The sequence below is a fragment of the Spirosoma sp. KNUC1025 genome (assembly GCF_045160025.1).
GTDB lineage: Bacteria > Bacteroidota > Bacteroidia > Cytophagales > Spirosomataceae > Spirosoma.
Genome location: NZ_CP087139.1, coordinates 3780491 through 3799558, shown reverse-complemented (window position 1 = coordinate 3799558; position 19068 = coordinate 3780491). Strand labels below are relative to the sequence as shown.

General features: G+C 48.5%; 14 protein-coding genes and 1 pseudogene. 12 read left to right on the top strand and 3 right to left on the bottom strand.

The annotated features are described in order from the left end of the window. Nucleotides 1–57 precede the first annotated feature (57 nt). From LN737_RS16545 to LN737_RS16515, 7 genes are all read left to right on the top strand, one after another. Entirely contained in the window at nucleotides 58–930 is an 873-nt protein-coding gene (locus LN737_RS16545; protein WP_405510898.1) for a carbon-nitrogen hydrolase, read from the top strand. Between the two features lie 460 nt (nucleotides 931–1390). Further along, a complete protein-coding gene (locus tag LN737_RS16540; protein ID WP_405510897.1) occupies nucleotides 1391–2659 on the top strand; it encodes a hypothetical protein in 1269 nt (422 codons plus the stop codon). 32 nt (nucleotides 2660–2691) lie between these two features. Next, nucleotides 2692–3120, top strand: coding sequence for a hypothetical protein (locus LN737_RS16535; protein ID WP_405510896.1), 429 nt, complete (start codon nucleotides 2692–2694; stop codon nucleotides 3118–3120). A 50-nt stretch (nucleotides 3121–3170) separates the two neighbouring features. Next, on the top strand, nucleotides 3171–4862 hold the full coding sequence (locus tag LN737_RS16530) for a glycosyltransferase family 39 protein (RefSeq protein ID WP_405510895.1): 1692 nt from the start codon (nucleotides 3171–3173) through the stop codon (nucleotides 4860–4862). A gap of 68 nt (nucleotides 4863–4930) precedes the next feature. Beyond that, nucleotides 4931–5962: a glycosyltransferase family 2 protein gene (locus LN737_RS16525; protein WP_405510893.1), complete on the top strand. Its 1032-nt coding sequence runs from the start codon at nucleotides 4931–4933 to the stop codon at nucleotides 5960–5962. Beyond that, entirely contained in the window at nucleotides 5959–6756 is a 798-nt protein-coding gene (locus LN737_RS16520) for an ROK family protein (RefSeq protein ID WP_405510892.1), read from the top strand. The genes LN737_RS16525 and LN737_RS16520 overlap by 4 nt, the downstream gene beginning before the upstream one ends. Before the next feature lie 216 nt (nucleotides 6757–6972). Continuing rightward, nucleotides 6973–7530 (top strand): SIS domain-containing protein, encoded by a 558-nt coding sequence (locus tag LN737_RS16515; protein WP_405510891.1) that lies wholly within the window; start codon nucleotides 6973–6975, stop codon nucleotides 7528–7530. 86 nt (nucleotides 7531–7616) lie between these two features. Here the strand turns inward: LN737_RS16515 and LN737_RS16510 are convergent. Both LN737_RS16510 and pheA read right to left on the bottom strand, forming a co-directional pair. After that, nucleotides 7617–8308 (bottom strand): annotated as a pseudogene (locus LN737_RS16510) (sulfite oxidase-like oxidoreductase). Between the two features lie 65 nt (nucleotides 8309–8373). Next, nucleotides 8374–9453 (bottom strand): prephenate dehydratase, encoded by a 1080-nt coding sequence (gene pheA, locus LN737_RS16505; protein WP_405510890.1) that lies wholly within the window; start codon nucleotides 9451–9453, stop codon nucleotides 8374–8376. Nucleotides 9454–9689: 236 nt separating this feature from the next. Between pheA and LN737_RS16500 the strand changes: the two genes are divergently transcribed. Continuing rightward, the gene (locus LN737_RS16500; RefSeq protein WP_405510889.1) at nucleotides 9690–10784 is read left to right on the top strand and encodes a fasciclin domain-containing protein; all 1095 of its coding nucleotides are present in this window, start codon (nucleotides 9690–9692) and stop codon (nucleotides 10782–10784) included. A gap of 82 nt (nucleotides 10785–10866) precedes the next feature. Here LN737_RS16500 and LN737_RS16495 read toward each other — a convergent pair whose 3' ends face one another. After that, nucleotides 10867–12765 carry a DNA topoisomerase IV subunit B gene (locus LN737_RS16495; protein WP_405510888.1) on the bottom strand — a complete coding sequence of 633 codons (1899 nt, stop codon included), beginning with the start codon at nucleotides 12763–12765 and terminating at the stop codon, nucleotides 10867–10869. Nucleotides 12766–13111: 346 nt separating this feature from the next. Here LN737_RS16495 and LN737_RS16490 point away from each other — a divergent pair, with 346 nt between their 5' ends. The 4 genes from LN737_RS16490 (at nucleotide 13112) to LN737_RS16475 (ending at nucleotide 19033) form a co-directional block, all read left to right on the top strand. After that, nucleotides 13112–15637, top strand: a complete 2526-nt coding sequence (locus LN737_RS16490; protein WP_405510887.1) for an SLBB domain-containing protein — start codon at nucleotides 13112–13114, stop codon at nucleotides 15635–15637. A gap of 11 nt (nucleotides 15638–15648) precedes the next feature. Beyond that, nucleotides 15649–16665: a hypothetical protein gene (locus LN737_RS16485; protein ID WP_405510886.1), complete on the top strand. Its 1017-nt coding sequence runs from the start codon at nucleotides 15649–15651 to the stop codon at nucleotides 16663–16665. Nucleotides 16666–16849: 184 nt separating this feature from the next. Continuing rightward, nucleotides 16850–17680 carry an ABC transporter permease gene (locus LN737_RS16480; RefSeq protein WP_405510885.1) on the top strand — a complete coding sequence of 277 codons (831 nt, stop codon included), beginning with the start codon at nucleotides 16850–16852 and terminating at the stop codon, nucleotides 17678–17680. Between the two features lie 96 nt (nucleotides 17681–17776). After that, a complete protein-coding gene (locus LN737_RS16475; RefSeq protein WP_405510884.1) occupies nucleotides 17777–19033 on the top strand; it encodes a polysaccharide ABC transporter ATP-binding protein in 1257 nt (418 codons plus the stop codon). Nucleotides 19034–19068: the final 35 nt, after the last annotated feature.

Here is a 19068-nt window from a genome sequence, read left to right as displayed (position 1 = left end):
GCAAGCTTTTTTGTTGATATTACGGGTTCTAACTACGGAACATCCTATTTTTGTCACATGTCTAAAAACGTCAATATCGGTTTAGTGCAAATGAGTTGCTCGGCGGATGTCGAGGCTAATATCCAAAAGGCAACGAATGGCATTCGCGAGGCCGCTCAGCGAGGTGCTCAAATTGTTTGTTTACAGGAATTATTTACATCACTCTACTTCTGCGATGTTGAAGATCATCATAATTTCAGTTTAGCGGAAGCGATACCCGGCCCCACCACTGACCGACTGGCTCAACTGGCGGGCGAACTGGGCGTTGTTGTTATAGCCTCGCTGTTTGAGAAGCGGGCGCAGGGTCTTTATCACAACACAACGGCCGTTCTGGATGCCGATGGTACGTATCTGGGCAAGTATCGCAAAATGCATATACCCGATGATCCGGGCTATTACGAAAAATTTTACTTTACGCCCGGTGACCTCGGCTACAAAGTGTTCGATACGAAGTTTGCCCGGATTGGCGTACTTATCTGCTGGGATCAGTGGTATCCGGAAGCGGCACGCATTACGTCGCTGATGGGTGCCGAAATTCTTTTTTATCCGACAGCCATTGGCTGGGATACGAATGAACCCGACCCAAAACAAAACGAAGAACAATATAACGCCTGGCAAACCATTCAGCGAAGCCATGCCATTGCCAATGGTGTGCACGTAGTGGCTGTAAATCGGGTTGGGCGCGAAGCTGATCAGCAATTCTGGGGCGGCTCGTTCATTGCCAATCCTTTCGGTTCGTTGCTTTATCTGGCTCCGCACGATCAGGAACTGGTTCATGTACAGACCGTTGATCTGGCTTTATCAGAAAAATACCGTACTACCTGGCCTTATTTTCGGGATCGTCGTATTGATTCCTATCAGCCAATTACGAAACGGTACATCGATGAATAAGCGTTGTCGATTTCGACGCTAAGGATTCGTTAGCTTCTATCATTCTTGCGGAGCCAGCCACTCTTCTACAGAAGCTAACGAATCCATGTTCAACCCATTCACCACACACACCTTAAGCCACCGTTGAAGCTATTTATGAAGTTGCTTGCTTTGTTTTTTGCAGCCAGTTTTGCCGGTGCGAGCGTCTGGGTCTGGCAACGGATTCCTCCTACTCCGGTCGCTGTAGAATTTCAGGGACCGCTTCCAAAGCAAACCCCATTATCGCCAACACCCCGTACTAGCTTCACACCCAACACGCGGAAAGGCTATTACAACATCGATGTGGTCGGTGATTTTACGGTGCCTGCCACCAAAAAAATCATTTTCAATGGGGCCGGGCGAAACCTACATGTTCAACAAGACCGGACGAAACTTTTTCGGCGGGGCTTTACGGCCGTCGACAAGAGCCGGATGGTCCCCAATGTCGAAATTTGGGGGCGCGTATCCGCCAGCAGGTTGGAAAAGCCAGCTATCCATTCCTCAACGTTCGCTGATTATTTACCAGAACTACTTCAGAGATGGTTTTGGTCTGGCCTGGGCCGCCGATAACGGGAAAGCTCCCGAAACTATCTACCGAACGGGGTCAACAGCTCCCGATCGAAAGGACCTTGAAATTGCTTCTGAATTGCGCGGTAACTGCGTCGGATTTGGGGATTGCCCATCCGAGTGGAAAAATACGTTCGGCACGATCATTCTGGATATTGAAAACAATTATGGGATAAAACATGAGCAGGAACAGGTAAATCTGTATACGTTCATGATGAAAACCATTAAGGAAAACGCCAGCCCACAGACTGAAATCGGCTCGATAGATCCGTCTCCTCATAACAGTTATGGCTATTCCAAAGCTCAGGATTATACGGCTGCTATTGATGCGAATTGTGTAATGCCCGCCAAACACACAGCCACCAGCCGACAGCGAGGGATGCCCGATGATATTGTTGGCAAATCGTATGACGATTACGCTGATTTCTATATGCCCGGCACGTATTATCTCTATCCTGAACTGGATTATTCATCGCGGCACATACTGGATGGTGACCGACACTGGTTGGCTGCCCTGCTGGGTGAACAGGAGGTTAATATGAAACTGTCGCCCAAGAAACGGATTGCCTGGCAGTGGCTATTCAATACGCAGAATGCAGATTTCCCCAAAAGTGCAAAAGCCGAACATCCTGCTCCACCAGCTGTAGCCGAAGGCATGGCTATTTTTTACTGGTTTACAGGCGCTTACGGTGTGCTGTTCTGGGACGACCACAACGAGCTGGTTCCTGATCAGCCCGCTCCTGCCGACCCAAACCAGCAAGGTACTGGCAACGACCGGCACTATGCCTGTTACGAACACTATATTCATGGTCTCTGGCGACTGTTCAAACACCATAGTGATCTGTTCAACGGCAAAGAAACGTACCTGAACGAATCGACCGAATGCTCGTATGATGGCGGAAAAACGTGGTATAAGTACAACGCCAACCAGATCAAAACCCGCGATCTACCCTTTGTACGCGCCATTGTGAGTGGCAATCAGATTCTGGTAGCCGCCACAAAAGCCTATGCCCGACCGACCGATACGAATCAGGTGATGCTTCGGTACGTGCAGAATGGCTACAGTTTCTACACGACCATTCGACTAAAGGGAGATGAAATTTACCTGGGCCGGGCTACCATGAAACCGGCGCGTGTTCGCTAATGACCTGATATTCCCACCTTAACCACCGTTCTATGTATTTTACACTTTTACTTATATCCTTTATTGCTGCCACGCTTAGCCTGTTTCGGAGGCACGAAACGCGTAATGGTCCCTATACGGCTATCCGGTTGGCCTTTATTCAAAGCCTGATTCTTCATGGACTATTCATTTTTGTTTACAATGAAATTTTTTCCGCACTTAACCTGATTACACCGCTTACTGCCCGCCTTTACTGGTTCTTTGTCGCACTGGTCGTGATTGGCTGGCTCAGCCGCTCGTTGGGGGCTAAGTCGAGTTGGCAACAGTTGCGGCATCAGTTAGGGAGCCTCGTACGTGTACGCACACTGGATGGGCGAAGTCGATTTTTGCTGTACATAGGACTTGTTCTGATCATTATTCCACTGCTGATTCTGGCCGTATATACTCCCCTAACAATTACGATTCGCACCAGTATCACCTGACCCGAATCCTGTGCTGGCTGAATGACCAAAACCTGGATCATTTTCCTACCATGCATATTCAGCAGTTGTATCATAATGTGTTTGCGGAATATCTGGTGTTGCATACGTTTCTGCTTACGGGCTCCGATCAACTGGCCAACATCATTCAATTTGGGGCTATGCTCGGCGCTGTAACAGGCGTTAGTTTATTGGCCAAACGCCTTGGCTTAACGTACCGCGGTCAGTTGCTGGCCGGTATCCTGATGGCCTGTCTGCCCATTGGTTTATTTGAAAGCACAACGACTCAGAACGATTACGTAGCGTGTTTCTTTTTCATCTGCTTTGTGTTGTTCGGGTACTGGTTTCTCAGCACTTCTGAACGCACTACGCTAGTGTGGGGTCTTTTATCACTGGTGTTCGGCAGCTTTACCAAGTATCCGATCCTTTTCTTCTCGCTGCCGTTTGTTATCTATCTGGCCGTTCAGATTCTGCGCCAGAAAGGATTTCAGTTTGGCCTGATAACGCTGGCAGGCGCTACGTTACTTTTTGCTCTGGTATTCTCGCCATTTTTTGCCCGGAATTATGCGGTTTTCGGCTCCATTATGAGCCCAAAGGAAACATCCAGACTCAGTGCGGAAAAACTGCCGGTCGATAAATACTCGATAGCCTATTCCCTGTCAGGGCTGATAAAAAACGCGGGGCTCCATATTGGCGCCCCTTATTTACCTTACAACCGTCAGGCCGATTCGGTTGTGGTGGGCATGCATCGGTTGTTGGGGGTTTCGGTGACTGACCCCGCTACCAGCCGGGACCAGTTTTCGGTACGGTTTTCCATGCAGGAAGACATGGCCCCAAACACGGTTCATTTCTTTTTGCTGCTTTTTGCCGTTGTCATTCTATTTACCCGACGCGGCCACTCGTCGGTCAAATTGCTTTTTGCCCTGGGGCTGGCGGGGCTGGTTCTCTATGCCAGCATCTTCAAATTTCAGTTGTTCAATACGCGGGTGCATATGCCATTTTTTGCCATTGGCTGCGTCGTTACGGCTTATGTGTGGCAGGGGATTCTAAAGTGGAGCGGTTTTTATCTGGCACTGGCTTTATACCTGCTCTCAACGCTGGTCGTTCTGGGCAATCCGAGTAAAATGGTCGTGCCCATTCGGTACGTAGCCCAGCGTGCACTGGCGCATGTACCCCGTTATCTTTGCTTTTCAACAGCCGATGAGCAGCGTAAATTTTATCAGGCAGTAGGGCATTATTACGAGTACGTCCCTACTCCTTACTGTCTGTCGTTACGTCAGTCGTATGGCTACAGCGACCGGGCAGCTATTTTCCACAAACTCGATTCAATCGATTACTTTCGGCACGACAAGGAAGAGAGTGTTCTTTTTGAGAGCCGTACCCAGGCTTACTTCGCCAATCACCCGTATCATTACGCCGATTATGCTCCGTTGCTCACCCATGTTGGTCCTGATGTTCAGAATATTGCGTACATGCCGATCTCTGATTCTGGGTTTTATCATTTCTGGAGCGCTTTAAATCAGCAAACCGACCATCCTGTGAAGATGGGTTATATCCGTTATTTCCGGGAGTACGCAACCATGCCAAACGCCCAGCGACCATTCTGTTATAACTATATTCTGTCGGATGACCTTAGCCTGGTGCGTTTGATTATAAATGACAAAGACATTGCTGATATACATACATCGGGGAAACTAACATTGGTACATCTTAAGCAGTCTTCCTGCCAAACTTATCTATTCTGACCTTTTAATCAGGCTAATGGATTAACTAGTAACGGATTTAGATATATTTGATGATAATACGAAAACCTATGTACGCCACCTATACATCGGTCATCATTCCCTGTTATAACGAGCAAGAAGTTATTCGTGAGTCTTATCGACGATTAACTCAGGTCATGCAAGCTCATTTTCAGTCTTATGAGCTTCTTTTTATCAATGATGGCAGTCAGGATAAAACGCTTCCTATTCTACAGGAACTGGCCGAGTATGACCCTCAGGTAAAGATCCTTTCCTTTTCGCGTAATTTCGGACATCAGCCTGCCGTTTCGGCGGGCCTTTCCCAATGTTCGGGCGAAGTGGCTGTCATTATCGATGCCGATTTGCAGGACCCGCCCGAACTGATTCCGGATATGGTTGCGCTCTATCTTGAAAATGCCTGCAACGTAGTTTATGCCGTTCGGAAAAGTCGCCAGGGCGAAACACCATTTAAGAAATTCACCGCCAAGTTATTTTACCGGACTATCAATTACCTATCGGAAGTACCGCTCCCACTCGATACGGGTGATTTTCGACTGATTGATCGCAAAGTGATTGATGCATTCAACCAGCTTCCGGAACGGAACAAATACATCCGTGGCCTTATCAGCTGGGTGGGTTTTCGGCAGGAACCAATTCTGTACGAACGTAGCGAACGATTTGCGGGTGAAACGAAATACCCGCTTCGGAAAATGCTGCATTTTGCCCGAACGAGCCTGCTCTACTTCAGTAATAAGCCTTTACGTATTGCGTCGTCATTAGGGATTGCCGCCGTACTGGTTGGTTTGTTACTGTCTTTATGGGTTTTCTACGTAATGATTTTTAAACCCGACGAGCTGGTACATGGCTGGTCGTCCACGCTGATTATTGTGGTCTTTTTCGGAGGTGTACAGATGATGACCATCGGCATCTTAGGCGAATACCTGAGCAGTATCTTCAACGAAATCAAGGGCCGGCCCGAGTTTATTATTGATAAAACGATCAATTTAGTGTCAAAATCATCTTCGATGGCGGAAACGCCTGAATCGCAAAAACACCTCGTTTCTGCGAAGTCTAAACCATCGTCAGTACTTACTAATTCATGAATCTTGGGATTGAAATTGGCGGAACGAAGCTTCAATTGGTCACAAATAACCAAACCGGCCAGATTACCCAGCGATTCCGATATACCGTTGACCCAACTCAGGGAGCCGATGGTATTTTAACGCAGATTGCGGCCACGATTCAGCAACTCCCCGATCTACCGAAGTCAATTGGCGTCGGATTTGGCGGCCCCGTAGACTGGCAAACCGGACGTATCGCAGCCTCCCACCAGATTGGCGGCTGGGCCGGTTTTCAGTTGGGCGACTGGTTGCGCAATCAGATACCCGGTACGTTCGTACGTGTGGAGAACGATGCGAATGTCGCTGCGCTGGGCGAAGCTACCCAAGGAGTCGCTACAGGTTTTCAGAGAGTATTTTACGTAACACTGGGCAGTGGTGTGGGAGGTGGTATGGTCATAAACCGCCAGCTTTATCACGGTGCTATGCCGGGCGAAGCCGAAATTGGGCATTTGTGGCTCGTTCCGCCCAGCGATTCTTCGCCAGGGCAGACAATTGAACAAACCATATCGGGATGGGCAGTCGATCAGCAGATTAGAGAGTTGCTTCCACAGCTTCCGGCTGATTCTCCGTTGAAACGTGCCGTGCAGCAGGCCGATAACGAACAACCCCAAAAGATCGGTGGACAAGCCCGTTTCCTGCATCCTGCCTATGAAGCAGGCGATCCAGTTGCTCGTATGCTGATCGAGCAGATTGGCTCGGTGCTGGCTTTAGGTCTTTCGCATGTCGTCCACTTGTTTCACCCCGACGCCATTGTCTTGGGGGTGGGCTCTCCCTGATTGGCGAACCTTTACGAGCCGCTGTCCGCCAGGCCTTACCCCGCTTTGTTATGAAAACCTTTCACCCCGCTCCGATTGTACTGCTGGCCAAACTCGGCGAAGATGCCGTACCTATTGGCGCATTAGAATTAATGAATAATGTGCATTGAATAATGAACTAATACGTAACACAAGCCTCAACCTGTCATTCTCCAGAAGACTTTGTACAACAACACCATGAATCAAGCCTATTTTCAAGCGTACCTCGACCGACAAAAAGCCGCTTATGATGCCATTCCAGTTGATCGGGTCGAGCAGTTGATTAACCTGATCAAAAAATGCTGGGAGGATGACCGGCAACTGTTTGCATTCGGCAATGGCGGAAGTGCTTCCAACGTATCACACTTCATTACCGATCTTGGAAAAAGTGCATCGGATAAAATGGGCAAACGCTTTCGGTGCCTGTCGCTCAATGAGAACGTATCGTGGATTACCGCACTCGGCAACGATTATGCCTATGAAGACGTTTACTTGCGGCAGCTTCAGAACTACGCCCGGCCGGGTGATCTGGTGCTGACACTCAGCGTTAGCGGGAATTCGCCCAACGTAGTGAAAGCTGTGGAATGGGCGAACGATAATGGACTAACGACTATAGCCCTTGTGGGTGGCAAACGTGGCAAACTCGCGGATATAGCACACGAATCGATTGTCATTCAGGATGAACATTATGGCCGGGTAGAAGATGCCCAGATGACCATATGCCATATGCTGTGTTATGGATTTATAGAAAGTTAGAAAGCAGGATAAGGGAACAGGGAGAATGGAGAAGGAATTAGTTTTCAATATACCTTCTCCATTCTCCCTGTTCCCTTATCCCCCAATCAAGAATACCGATCATTGCGCCAGGGGTAGGCCGTATTGGAATAGCCGCGCTCTTCCCAGAAACCGAGTTGATTTTTATCCAGAAATTCAATCCGCTTGATCCATTTCGACCCTTTCCAGGCGTAGAGCTGGGGTGTAATCATTCGTAAGGGACCGCCATGTTCGCGGGCTAATGGCTGACCGTCCGCCGTATGCACCAGCAGTACGTCGGGTTTGAGCGCTTCTTCCAGCGACAGATTTGTTGAGTACCCATCGTACCCGTAGCACATCACATGCGTAGCTGAACTTTTGGGATCGACCAAAGCGGCCAGGTCCATAAAACGAACGCCTACCCAGGGTATATCCAGCCGCGACCAGGTTGTTACGCAGTGAAAATCGCTCGTATCTTCTACCTGCGGCAGCGCCATCAGGTCTTCCCATTTAAGACGTAGTGGGTGATTCACTTCGCCGTCGATATTGAGCTGCCATTTATCGAGCGGAATAGCTGGTTGATAGCCTAAATCCAGCACAGGCCATTTCGACGTAACGGTCTGCCCAACCGGTACGATGGGCATTCCATGACGATTTTGCGGGCCGGAGCCACGTGGTTTTTCATCTGTCATCGAAGGCGTCTGCGCCATTTTTCCTCAAACCGCCGTTTGAGTTTCATGCGGGCTTCGACAATTCTATCGGTCTTTTCGTTTGTATCCATGGTGTAATAAGTGATATCCAATCGAAAAAGTTACGATGCGTAAAACAACCTAATTTCTCCCCAAGCTATGCCACGCGTACGTAGCTTCCCAGCAGTTTTACTTCGGCTGAATGGTGTTTTAGAATTTCCTGCAAATCGGGGTCGCTGGAGTGGCCTTCGCATTCGAGCAAAAACCAATAGCGAAAAGTAGCCCCTTCCCGTAACGGCCGACTTTCAATTTTTGTCAGGTTAATTTGTCGGGCGTTAAATTCCTGAAGGAATTCCGCCAGTACCCCCGGCGATTCCGTATTGGGCAACCGGGCAATGAGCGTCGTTTTGTCGTGGCCGCTGGGCTGATTGACAAAATCTTTCGCCAGTATTAGAAAACGAGTCCGGTTCAGATCACTGTCTTCAATGTTATCGAACAATACCGGCACATCGAACAATTTGGCTGCAATATTTGAACACACAGCTGCCGTATTGGGGTCCTGCGCGGCCATTTTCGCTGCTTTCGACGTTGATTCGACCGGAACCAGCTCGGCTTTTAAGCCATCGAACGAGTCGTTCAGAAATTTACTGCACTGCCGAAACGCAATATCCTTCGAGTAAATGTGCGTAATATCAGCCAGGTTCTCGGCCTTTGTTGCAAACGTAAAATGAACTGGGATCTGTGCTTCGGCGGCAATCATCAGGTCTTTTTCGAGCAATAAGTCAATTGCCTCGCTAACGACGCCTTCCTGATTGTTCTCTATCGGTACAACCCCAAATCGAACCCGCCCCGTCTCGACACTTTCGAATACCGAGCGGATTGTGGGTAAAGCGACATAAGCACTCATAGCGCCAAAGCGGCTTTCGGCAGCCTGATGCGTAAAACTTCCTTCCGGCCCAAGAAAAGCGACCCGCTCAGGAAGTTCGAGATTACGCGATACGGCAAATATTTCCAGAAATATAGCTTCAATAGCCGGTCGGTTCAGCAGGCCGTTGTTCTGCTCATTCAATCGGTCCAGAATCTGTTTTTCGCGTTCGGGTCGGTAAATGACCGTATTGGTCGAGCGTTTAAATTCACCCACCCGGCGCACCAGTTCCATTCGCTGATTTAGCAAGGTCAGCAGTTGGTCATCGAGCGCGTCAATGTCGTTACGTAGGGATTCAAGAGTTACAGTCACTATGGAGGCTATTAAATAAAAAAAAGCAATTTATTACTTACGGCAAAAATAACGGTTCTGATCACCCTACGCGCTTATTAAGCGTTTTTTATAGCACTGGCATCCAATATTTTACAGAAGGGTGTTTCGCACCGAATCAAACATCTGGCAAAGCACTCACGTTAGAATTACAGATCAGTGCGGTTGCTCCGTTACAAACGACCTGATAAATAAGTACAACAAACCCCAATCAACGTATGAAAAAATCGATGATTCTGAGCGACTCATTGAAGGTATTGATCGCTCTATTTCTCTTCTCGGCAACCCTTTTTATAGGTTGCCAGCAAAGTGACCCCGACCCTCAGACGCCCGGAACCGGCACAACTCCCCCAGGGTCATCCACTACAACACCCGGCTCGTCGACAACCGCTACTACGCCGGGTTCATCCACTACGGCCACAACGCCTGGCTCGTCGACAACAGCCACTACACCGGTTGTAGTCTCAGTACCAGATTATCTCAAATCGGCAAGCAATTTAACTATGTTATCAGCCGCAGTACAACGGGCTGGCCTGGCTACGAGTCTGGGACAAGGCACACTGACGGTTTTTGCGCCAACGGATGACGCATTCCGCGCGGCTGGCTATGCCGATGTCAATGCTGTTAATGCTGCCCAGCCAGCCGACCTGCAACGGCTTATTCAATACCATGTGCTGGCTTCGCGAATTGATGCCTCTGCCTTCCCTACGGCGGTGAACACTACGTATCAAACGCTACTCGCCGATGGGCAGGTTTCTGTCTTTAAAACTACTGACGGACTGATTATGGTCGATAAAGCGAAAGTGACCAAAAGTAATATTCCCGCTACGAATGGTGTTATTCACCTAATCGATCAGGTCCTGGTTGCCCCTACGGTTAGTATTGTTGATCGAGTGAAAGCATCGGATGTGAAAGACCTGTCTCTCTTCATGGCCGCTGTTGCCCGAGCCGGTGTTCAGAACACATTAACAGCCAATACCAAAGATGGAATTACGGTGTTTGCTCCTAATGATGCAGCGTTCAAAGCCGCTGGTTATGCTGATGCAGCGGCAATTCAGGCAGCTGACCCCAAAGTATTGGCTAATCTGCTGACCTACCATGTGCTGAACTACCGCGCTTTCTCACGAACGTTCCAAAACGGCGCTGACATTAAAACAGCGCAGGGAGGCACGCTTCACTTCAACGTTTCTGGAGATAATGTGACCATTGTGGGTAAAGGAAATGGCACAAATGCCGCCAATATCACACAAGCCGACTTGGTTAGTACGAACGGTATTATCCATGTTATCGACCGAGTGCTGTTACCTCAATAGTTTCTATTCAATACGGAGCGACAAAAAAAGTGGGCCGATGGAAAATCCATCGGCCCACTTTTTTGTCGCTCCAGTGCGTTTGTTACACTAAAGCAGCTTCTTCTACATCTTTCTCGACACGTAGGTTATCAATGATAAACCGCTGACGGTCGGGTGTATTTTTGCCCATATAATAGCTGAGCAATTTTGAAACCGACGTTTCTTTTTCCATGATAACGGGCTCCAGGCGCATATTTTCGCCGATAAACAAACCAAATTCGTCCGGTGAAATCTCGCCTAGCCCTTTGAATCGGGTAATTTCAACTTTTTTACCAGCTTTTATCAGTTTATCAATCGCTCTTTGCTTTTCTTCGTCGGAATAACAGTACGTTGTTTCCTTGTGGTTTTTTGGATTACGTATCCGGAATAATGGCGTTTCAAGAATATACAGGTGTCCATTCCGAACCAGGTCCGGGAAAAATTGCAGGAAGAACGTCAGCATCAGCAGCCGAATGTGCATCCCATCCACATCGGCGTCGGTCGCAATTACAATTCGGTTGTAACGTAACCCCTCCAGCCCGTCTTCAATATCCAGCGCGTGTTGCAGCAGGTTAAACTCTTCGTTCTCGTAAACCACCTTTTTGGTCAGGCCAAAGCAGTTGAGCGGCTTACCGCGCAGGCTGAACACCGCCTGCAACTGAACATTACGTGATTTTGTGATCGAGCCGCTGGCCGAATCCCCCTCCGTAATAAACAACGTAGACTGATACCGGTCTTCAGCTTTCAGGTCGGTCAGGTGGTTGCGGCAGTCACGCAGTTTTTTGTTGTGCAGACTAGCCTTTTTTGCCCGGTCGTTGGCCAGTTTTTTAATACCGGCAAGTTCCTTACGTTCCCGCTCCGACTGTTCAATCCGTTTTTTCAGTGCGTCACGAACAGCCCCATTTATGTGCAGGAAATTATCTAAACGCTCTTTAACAAAATCGAGGACAAACGATCGAACGGTCTGGCTGTCGGAATTGGGCGACATATTAATCGAACCAAGCTTCGTTTTGGTCTGCGATTCAAACACGGGTTCCTGAACCCGGATGCTGATAGCCGCAATGATCGACCCCCGAATGTCAGCCGGATCATAATCTTTCCCAAAATGTTCGCGAACCGTCTTAACTACTGCCTCCCGTAAGGCTGCCAGATGAGTTCCACCCTGTGTCGTGTATTGCCCATTCACAAACGAATAATATTCTTCACCGTACTGATTACCGTGGGTCATGGCAATCTCCAGATCATTCCCTTTTAAATGGATGATCGGGTAACGTAGGGAATCTTCGTCTTTTTTGGTTTTATCACGCAGTAAATCCAGCAGTCCGTTCTGAGAAAGGTATTTCTGTTTGTTGAACGAGATGGTGAGCCCCGCATTCAGGTAGCAGTAATTCCAGATCATATTCTCCAGAAACTGCGGTATAAAATGAAAATGCTTGAACACCGTATCATCGGGTTCAAAGCAGATCAGAGTTCCATTACGTTCGTTGGTTATATCTTCTCCCTGATGCTTGAGTATGCCCCGCTCGAATTCGGCCCAGACGGTACGTCCATCGCGGAATGACTGAACCCGGAAGTACGTAGAGAGCGCATTGACGGCCTTCGTACCGACTCCGTTCAACCCAACTGATTTCTGAAAGGCGCCCGAGTCGTATTTGCCGCCCGTATTGATTTTAGACACTACTTCAACAACCTTACCGAGTGGAATGCCCCGGCCAAAGTCGCGAACCTCCACCCGATGGTCCGTCACACGTACGTCGATGGTTTTGCCATGGCCCATTACGTGTTCGTCAATGCAGTTGTCGATTGTTTCTTTAATCAGAACATAAATACCATCATCGGCAGCGGAGCCGTCGCCGAGCTTGCCGATATACATGCCCGGTCTGAGACGAATGTGCTCACGCCAATCGAGTGAGCGAATGCTATCTTCGTTGTACTGAACAGATTGATTAGGTAATTCTACCATACTAAATTGTAAGCAAATAATCAAAAAACGACGGTGTTATCGAACAGCCGCCAGAAATAAACATCGGAAAAATCATACCAGGCTTCATCAGCGGGGGAAAACCTCCGATAGATCAAAAAAGTGTTTAAAATCCAGCAAAAGTTCACTTACTTTGCCAACTGAACTGTACTGTGTACTATACAGGCTGATAAATCGTTAGATACAGAGCTTAGACTTTATAATGCCCCGACCCGTTCGACATCTTAAAAATATGCAAAATCTGCCAATTATTCACATCCAACGGCTAAAATTTTTTCTTTTTTCTTTATTTTTTTCCCAACGAAGGTTCCATATACGTTTTACTCTTTTGTTGCTGGCTGTAGCCGGGTCAGCTGTTCGGGGTCAGGTGATTCAATCCCCAGGTACTGGCGCAACGACATCACCCAGCAGTAGTGTCCCCACCACAACGGGAAACAGCCGGGCAACGGCTACACCTACCACTCAAAACCCCGCCGGAAGAGGCACGGCCTTACCGCAGGGAACCAACGCCAACAACCTGCCCGCCAATATTCAGCAGCAGATTCAGCAACGGGCCGGACAGGCCGCCGGGCAACCCGCTGGTACGTCGGGCCGGGAAAATTCGCAACTGCCGGGTCAGTCTAATCCCAACGCAGCGGATGCTGCCAATCCCAACGATCCTAACCAGCCGACAGATCCCAATGCCGTTGAAACCACCGCCAAAAGCGAAGAGGAGCGTGTCAGGGAAGAAGGCCGGAGAAAAGTATTTGGCTACGCCTTATTCAATGATCCGACCATGGCCAAAACGTTTCAGCCAAACCTCAACGTAGCAACACCCCGAAATTATATTATCGGCCCCGGCGATGAGCTGAACATTCACTTGTTTGGCTATACAGAAGCTAATTTTACCCAGAAAGTATCCCCAGAAGGATACGTGTACATTGCCGGAGGTACAGGTATCGGGCCCGTACAGCTGTCAGGTCTATCGATTGAGCAGGCGAAAGCACGTTTGGTTGGTCGCATGGCGGCAAAATTTGCTGGTTTACGAAATTCACAATACGGACCACAGAATACCTATCTGGAACTTTCACTGGGCGAAATTCGCAGTATCCGGGTAACGGTGACAGGTGAAGCTATGCGTCCGGGAACGTACACCCTTTCGTCCTTGTCGACGGCTATGAATGCCATTTATCAGGCAGGTGGCCCAAACGATATTGGCTCCTATCGCAAGGTGCTGCTCATTCGTAACAGCCGGGTAGTCGCCACGCTCGATCTGTACGATTATCTGCTGAATGGTATCCAGCGTAACGACCTTCGGTTGCAGGATAACGACAACATTCGCTTCACTACGTTTCTTGAGCGGGTTGAAGTTGCCGGAACAGTCAAGCGGAATAATATTTTCGAAATGCTCGCCGGCGAAACGCTTGATCGGCTTTTATTCTACGCAGGTGACTTTGCCGCGAATGCCTACAAAAGCAGGCTGAAAGTACGTCGGGTAACGGATCGCGAACTTAAGGTGATCGACGTTACAGCTCCTGAATTCAAGACGTTTGTTATGCAGGATGGCGACCTGGTTACGGTTGAAGCGATTCTGGATCGGTTTGAAAACAAGATCACCATTGAAGGGGCTGTTTACCGGCCCGGAGAATACTCTCTGGACAATAACAAAACCCTGAAAAAACTTATAACGACCGCAGAAGGCTTGAAAGGAGACGCTTTTACGGGGCGTGTTACGATTGTTCGGACCCGCGAAGATCTGGCCATTGAAAGTATCGCCGTCAATCTGGATAACATTCTGGCGGGTACCGAAGCTGATATCCCCCTTCAGCGGGAAGATCAGGTAATTATTACCTCGCGTTTCGATTTAGCCGAACCGGCCAGTGTTTCGGTGAAGGGCGAAGTTAATAAGCCGCTGGAAGTCATTCCGTATATGGCGAACATGACCCTCAATGATGCGCTGTTACGGTCAGGGGGGCTAAAAGAATCGGCAGCGGCTTCTCAGGTTGAAGTGGTACGTCGAAAGAGAGATGCCGATCCAACATCCAGAACCGCGCAGATTGCCGAGGTATTCCATTTCAACGTTGATCGGGATTTATCGCTACGTGTCGACGACAATAAATTTTTACTGGCTCCTTTTGATGAGATCACGGTACGTCGGTCGCCAAACTATCTGGTTCAGACATTCGCTGGCATCGAAGGCGAAGTGATGATACCCGGCTTGTACCCGATCAAATCTAAAGACCAGAAAGTTTCGGACCTGATAAAAATGGCGGGTGGTCTTTCTCCTTTTGCGTATGTAGAAGGTGCAACCCTGCTTCGGGCCGTCACCCTGAGCGAAGATGAGCTGTTGAGAAAGAAAGCGGTGATTGACGAAGTAGCCGATAATACGGGGAAAACAATTGTGGAAGCGGAGGTGGTAACGCCCAACAAACTGGAATCGATCGATATCAATCTAAAGAAAATCATGGAGCGTCCGGGTTCTGCCGAAGATATTCTGGTACAGGAAAATGATATTCTCCGGATTCCGAAACTACTGGAAACAGTCCGTATTCAGGGAGAGGTTCAATTACCCAAAACGGTCAAATACCGCACTGGGCAAAACTTTCAGGATTACATAGGCGAAGCGGGAGGCTTTACGACTAAATCGCAACGTCGGCGGGCCTTTGTGGTATACGCTAATGGGTCTGTAGACCGCACCCGTAAATTTATGTTCTTCAACGTTTATCCACGTGTGGAACCCGGCGCAGAAGTCATTGTTCCAAGACGGGCTACGAATCCATTAACGGCTCAGCAGATTCTATCATCGACGGTTGGTATTGCCAGTTCCTTGCTGACGCTCATCACGACGATCATCTTAATTACCCGCGTTAAATAACAGTCATTGATATGGCTCCCCAGAACTTAACCGAAACGAAACCTGCGAATCACCTGGTTGCGGCTCAACCCCTGCCACCTGATCAGATTTCGCCCAAATCCGTTCTTCTTCGCATTTTTCAGCTGAAGAACGTAGCCCGACGTAATTGGAAAATCCTGCTTGTGCTGGTTCTTCTTGGCGGAATTATTGGGTTTGTGTATGATATGACTCATAAAAAGCCCCCCATCTATAACGCGTCCATCCTGTTTAATCTGGGTGGAGGCTCAGGAGGTGGGGGCGGCCTGGGTGACCTCGGTCAGCTGGCCGGTGCTTTTGGCTTTGGTGGCGGTGCTCCGGATGCCAATATTTTTGTCGGCGACAATTTTCTTATTTATGCTACGTCCCGGCCTGTCATTGAAAAAACGCTGATGCAGCACGACACCATCAATGGTAAAGATACTTTGCTGGTCAACTACTACATCCGGCACAGTGGTATACGGGATAAAGAATGGAAGGATAATGAACCCATGCGATCCTTTTATTTCCAGCGAGCTAAAACGCCGGCTGAATACACCAAGAAGGAACAGCTGGCGATGTCAGACATTTACAGCCGAATTGTAACAGAAGTTGCGCTGAAACAACCCGAACGCAAATCATCCTTTATCGAAATAGGCGGGTTTATGGAGGATGAGCGGCTGACCGCTACGTTTATTGAAAAACACCTGCAAACCATTGAACAGGACTACCAGCGCAAGCAGACTAAAAAGACGCGGGAAATGTATGATCTGCTGGTAAAACGTGTTGATTCGCTGTCCAGAAAAATGAGCGGTACGGAGAATGCGCTGGCGAAATACATGGATCAGAATCAGCAAATGGTGGTTGCTCAGGCCCGTATCAAGGAAAGTACGCTTAGTCGTAATTCATCGTATCTGACAGGACTGTATTATCAGGCATTGCAGAGCGCCGACAATATGCGTTTATCGCTGATCCGCGAGACCCCCTGTTTACCATCATCAAACCCGTTTATTACCCCCTCTACAAAGAAGTGAAAGCAACCGTTGGTATGCAGGCCGGTATTGCGCTTGGTTTGATTTTGGCGATTGTTGTTATTTTCCTACGGGAAACCTACCGATCGATAATGAAAGGGGCTTAACGTAGTGACGGTATATGGTATACGTACCGTATGCGCCGGACTTCTTAGATCATCCATCAAACTACACTTAATACTTGGTTTTGAAAACACATGAAGTAATTATACAGCCTGGCCGATCTGAGCGACATTACTGGCGAGATTTGTGGCGCAACCGTGAATTGTTGTACATACTTTCCATGCGCGACATCTCGGTACGGTATAAACAGACAGTGCTTGGTACAGCCTGGGGACTTATTCGCCCACTGATCACCATGCTGATTATGGTGGTCGTTTTCAGCAAAATTGCCAAATTACCCACCGACCCCGGCGTTCCCTATCCGCTGATGGTACTGGGCGGCATTACTGTCTGGACGTTTTTCTCGACAGCCTTTACCCAGATCAGCAACAGCGTGACCATGAACTCCAACCTGGTTACGAAGGTGTATTTCCCCCGGCTTATTATGCCGATCAGCGCGATTGCCATCAGCTTCGTCGATTTCCTGGTTTCGCTAGGTTTATTTGTCCTATTGGCTATCTGGTACCGGTTTATGCCTGACTGGCATTTACTGTTTCTACCGATGTTTGTTTTGCTGGCCGTACTGGCCGCGTTTGCTTTTGGGTTATTTTTTGCGGTTATTAATGTTCGGTTTCGCGATGTTGGTCAGCTGATTCCCTTTCTGGTACAGGTTGGTTTTTACGCCTGTCCCATCGCATATAGCAGCCGACTGGTCAACGACAAATCCTGGTATTCATTATATACGCTTAACCCACTAGTGGGTATAATTGATGGCTTCCGCTGGTCTTTACTCGGCGGAAAAGCCTTTTTTAACCCCGATAGCTTGGTAACGGCCATACTCATCGTCGTCGCTTGCTTAGGTCTGTCGGTTTACTTCTTCCGAAAGCGGGAGAATACGTTTGTTGATGATATTTAACTTGGTGATTAGCCATTGGTCAGTAGAGGCTGGCGAATTGTATGGTTAAATTTCTAACCACTACTGACCAATGACTAATCACTAATGACTCTTACTATGTCTGTCATTACTGTCGAGAATATAAGCAAACAATACATCATTGACCACCAAAAAGGTAAGGGCGGCACCACACTCCGTGATGTAATTTCAGAAAACTTCCGGTCGCTGTTTGGCGGTAAAAAAGAAACCACTGGTCTTACGCATGAGGAGTTCTGGGCCTTACGCGATGTAAGCTTTTCCATTGAACAGGGCGACCGGGTCGGCATTGTCGGACATAATGGTGCGGGCAAATCGACCATGCTCAAAATTCTGAGCAAAATTATCGAACCGACGACAGGCACCGTACGAATTCGGGGGCGAGTGGCCAGTTTGCTGGAAGTAGGGACGGGTTTTCATCCAGAACTGACAGGTCGTGAGAACATATACCTAAATGGGTCACTGTTGGGCATGACACGTAGCGAAATTCGGAAACAGTTCGATGCCATTGTCGCGTTTGCGGGTGTTGAGAAATTTCTGGACACACCCGTTAAACGCTACTCGTCGGGGATGTATGTCCGGCTGGGCTTTGCCATTTCGGCGCACCTCGATCCGGAAATCATGATTGTGGATGAAGTACTGGCCGTAGGTGATGCTGAATTTCAGAAAAAGAGCCTTGGTAAAATGCGGGATAATTCGGCCAGCGGACGGACGATCATTTTCGTCAGCCACAACCTGACGGCTGTACAGGCGCTCTGTAACAAGACCTTGTATTTTGAAAAAGGCCAACTGATCGAGCAGGGGGAAACCAATCAGGTGATTGCCTCTTACCTGAGCAAAGTATCAAAAACGCGCCTGACACGCCACTGGGAAACACCGGAGGAAGCGCCGGGCAATAATCTGGTACGTATCCGTCGTTTCGAACTGATTCCCGAGTATCAGGATCAACTGACCCATATCGACGTTCGGACGCCGATGAAGGTACGTTTTGAGTTCTGGAATTTGATGGATCGGGCCAACCTGAACCTGAGTCTGCACCTGAATTCACTGACGGGCGAATGTATCTTCAATATTGGTACACAATCGCAGCCGTGCGGCAAAGGGCTCTTTTCGGGCGAATGTGTTATTCCTGGGTATTTTCTGAACGATGGCTCTTATACCATATCCATTATGGTTGTAAAAGACACCGTTACGCCAATTTATATTATGGAGGAAGGGCTTACCTTTGATGTAGAAGACTACCGCGAAGGCATTGCCTGGTATGGAAAATGGCCAGGCTTTGTACGGCCGCAGTTCCCTTTCCAAATGAATATGCTGGAACCCGTAGTCAGTGAATAGCAGTTGCCGCTGGTGAATCAATAGCACATTCCATC

Bases quoted from the DNA above. Each gene is read 5' to 3' on its own strand.
- LN737_RS16545 (WP_405510898.1), top strand. From the start codon at position 58: ATGTCTAAAAACGTCAATATCGGTTTAGTGCAAATGAGTTGCTCGGCG.
- LN737_RS16520 (WP_405510892.1), top strand. From the start codon at position 5,959: ATGAATCTTGGGATTGAAATTGGCGGAACGAAGCTTCAATTGGTCACA.
- LN737_RS16495 (WP_405510888.1), bottom strand. From the start codon at position 12,765: ATGGTAGAATTACCTAATCAATCTGTTCAGTACAACGAAGATAGCATT.
- LN737_RS16475 (WP_405510884.1), top strand. From the start codon at position 17,777: ATGTCTGTCATTACTGTCGAGAATATAAGCAAACAATACATCATTGAC.
- LN737_RS16485 (WP_405510886.1), top strand. From the start codon at position 15,649: ATGGCTCCCCAGAACTTAACCGAAACGAAACCTGCGAATCACCTGGTT.
- LN737_RS16530 (WP_405510895.1), top strand. From the start codon at position 3,171: ATGCATATTCAGCAGTTGTATCATAATGTGTTTGCGGAATATCTGGTG.
- LN737_RS16515 (WP_405510891.1), top strand. From the start codon at position 6,973: ATGAATCAAGCCTATTTTCAAGCGTACCTCGACCGACAAAAAGCCGCT.
- LN737_RS16535 (WP_405510896.1), top strand. From the start codon at position 2,692: ATGTATTTTACACTTTTACTTATATCCTTTATTGCTGCCACGCTTAGC.
- LN737_RS16525 (WP_405510893.1), top strand. From the start codon at position 4,931: ATGTACGCCACCTATACATCGGTCATCATTCCCTGTTATAACGAGCAA.
- LN737_RS16540 (WP_405510897.1), top strand. From the start codon at position 1,391: ATGTCGAAATTTGGGGGCGCGTATCCGCCAGCAGGTTGGAAAAGCCAG.
- LN737_RS16500 (WP_405510889.1), top strand. From the start codon at position 9,690: ATGAAAAAATCGATGATTCTGAGCGACTCATTGAAGGTATTGATCGCT.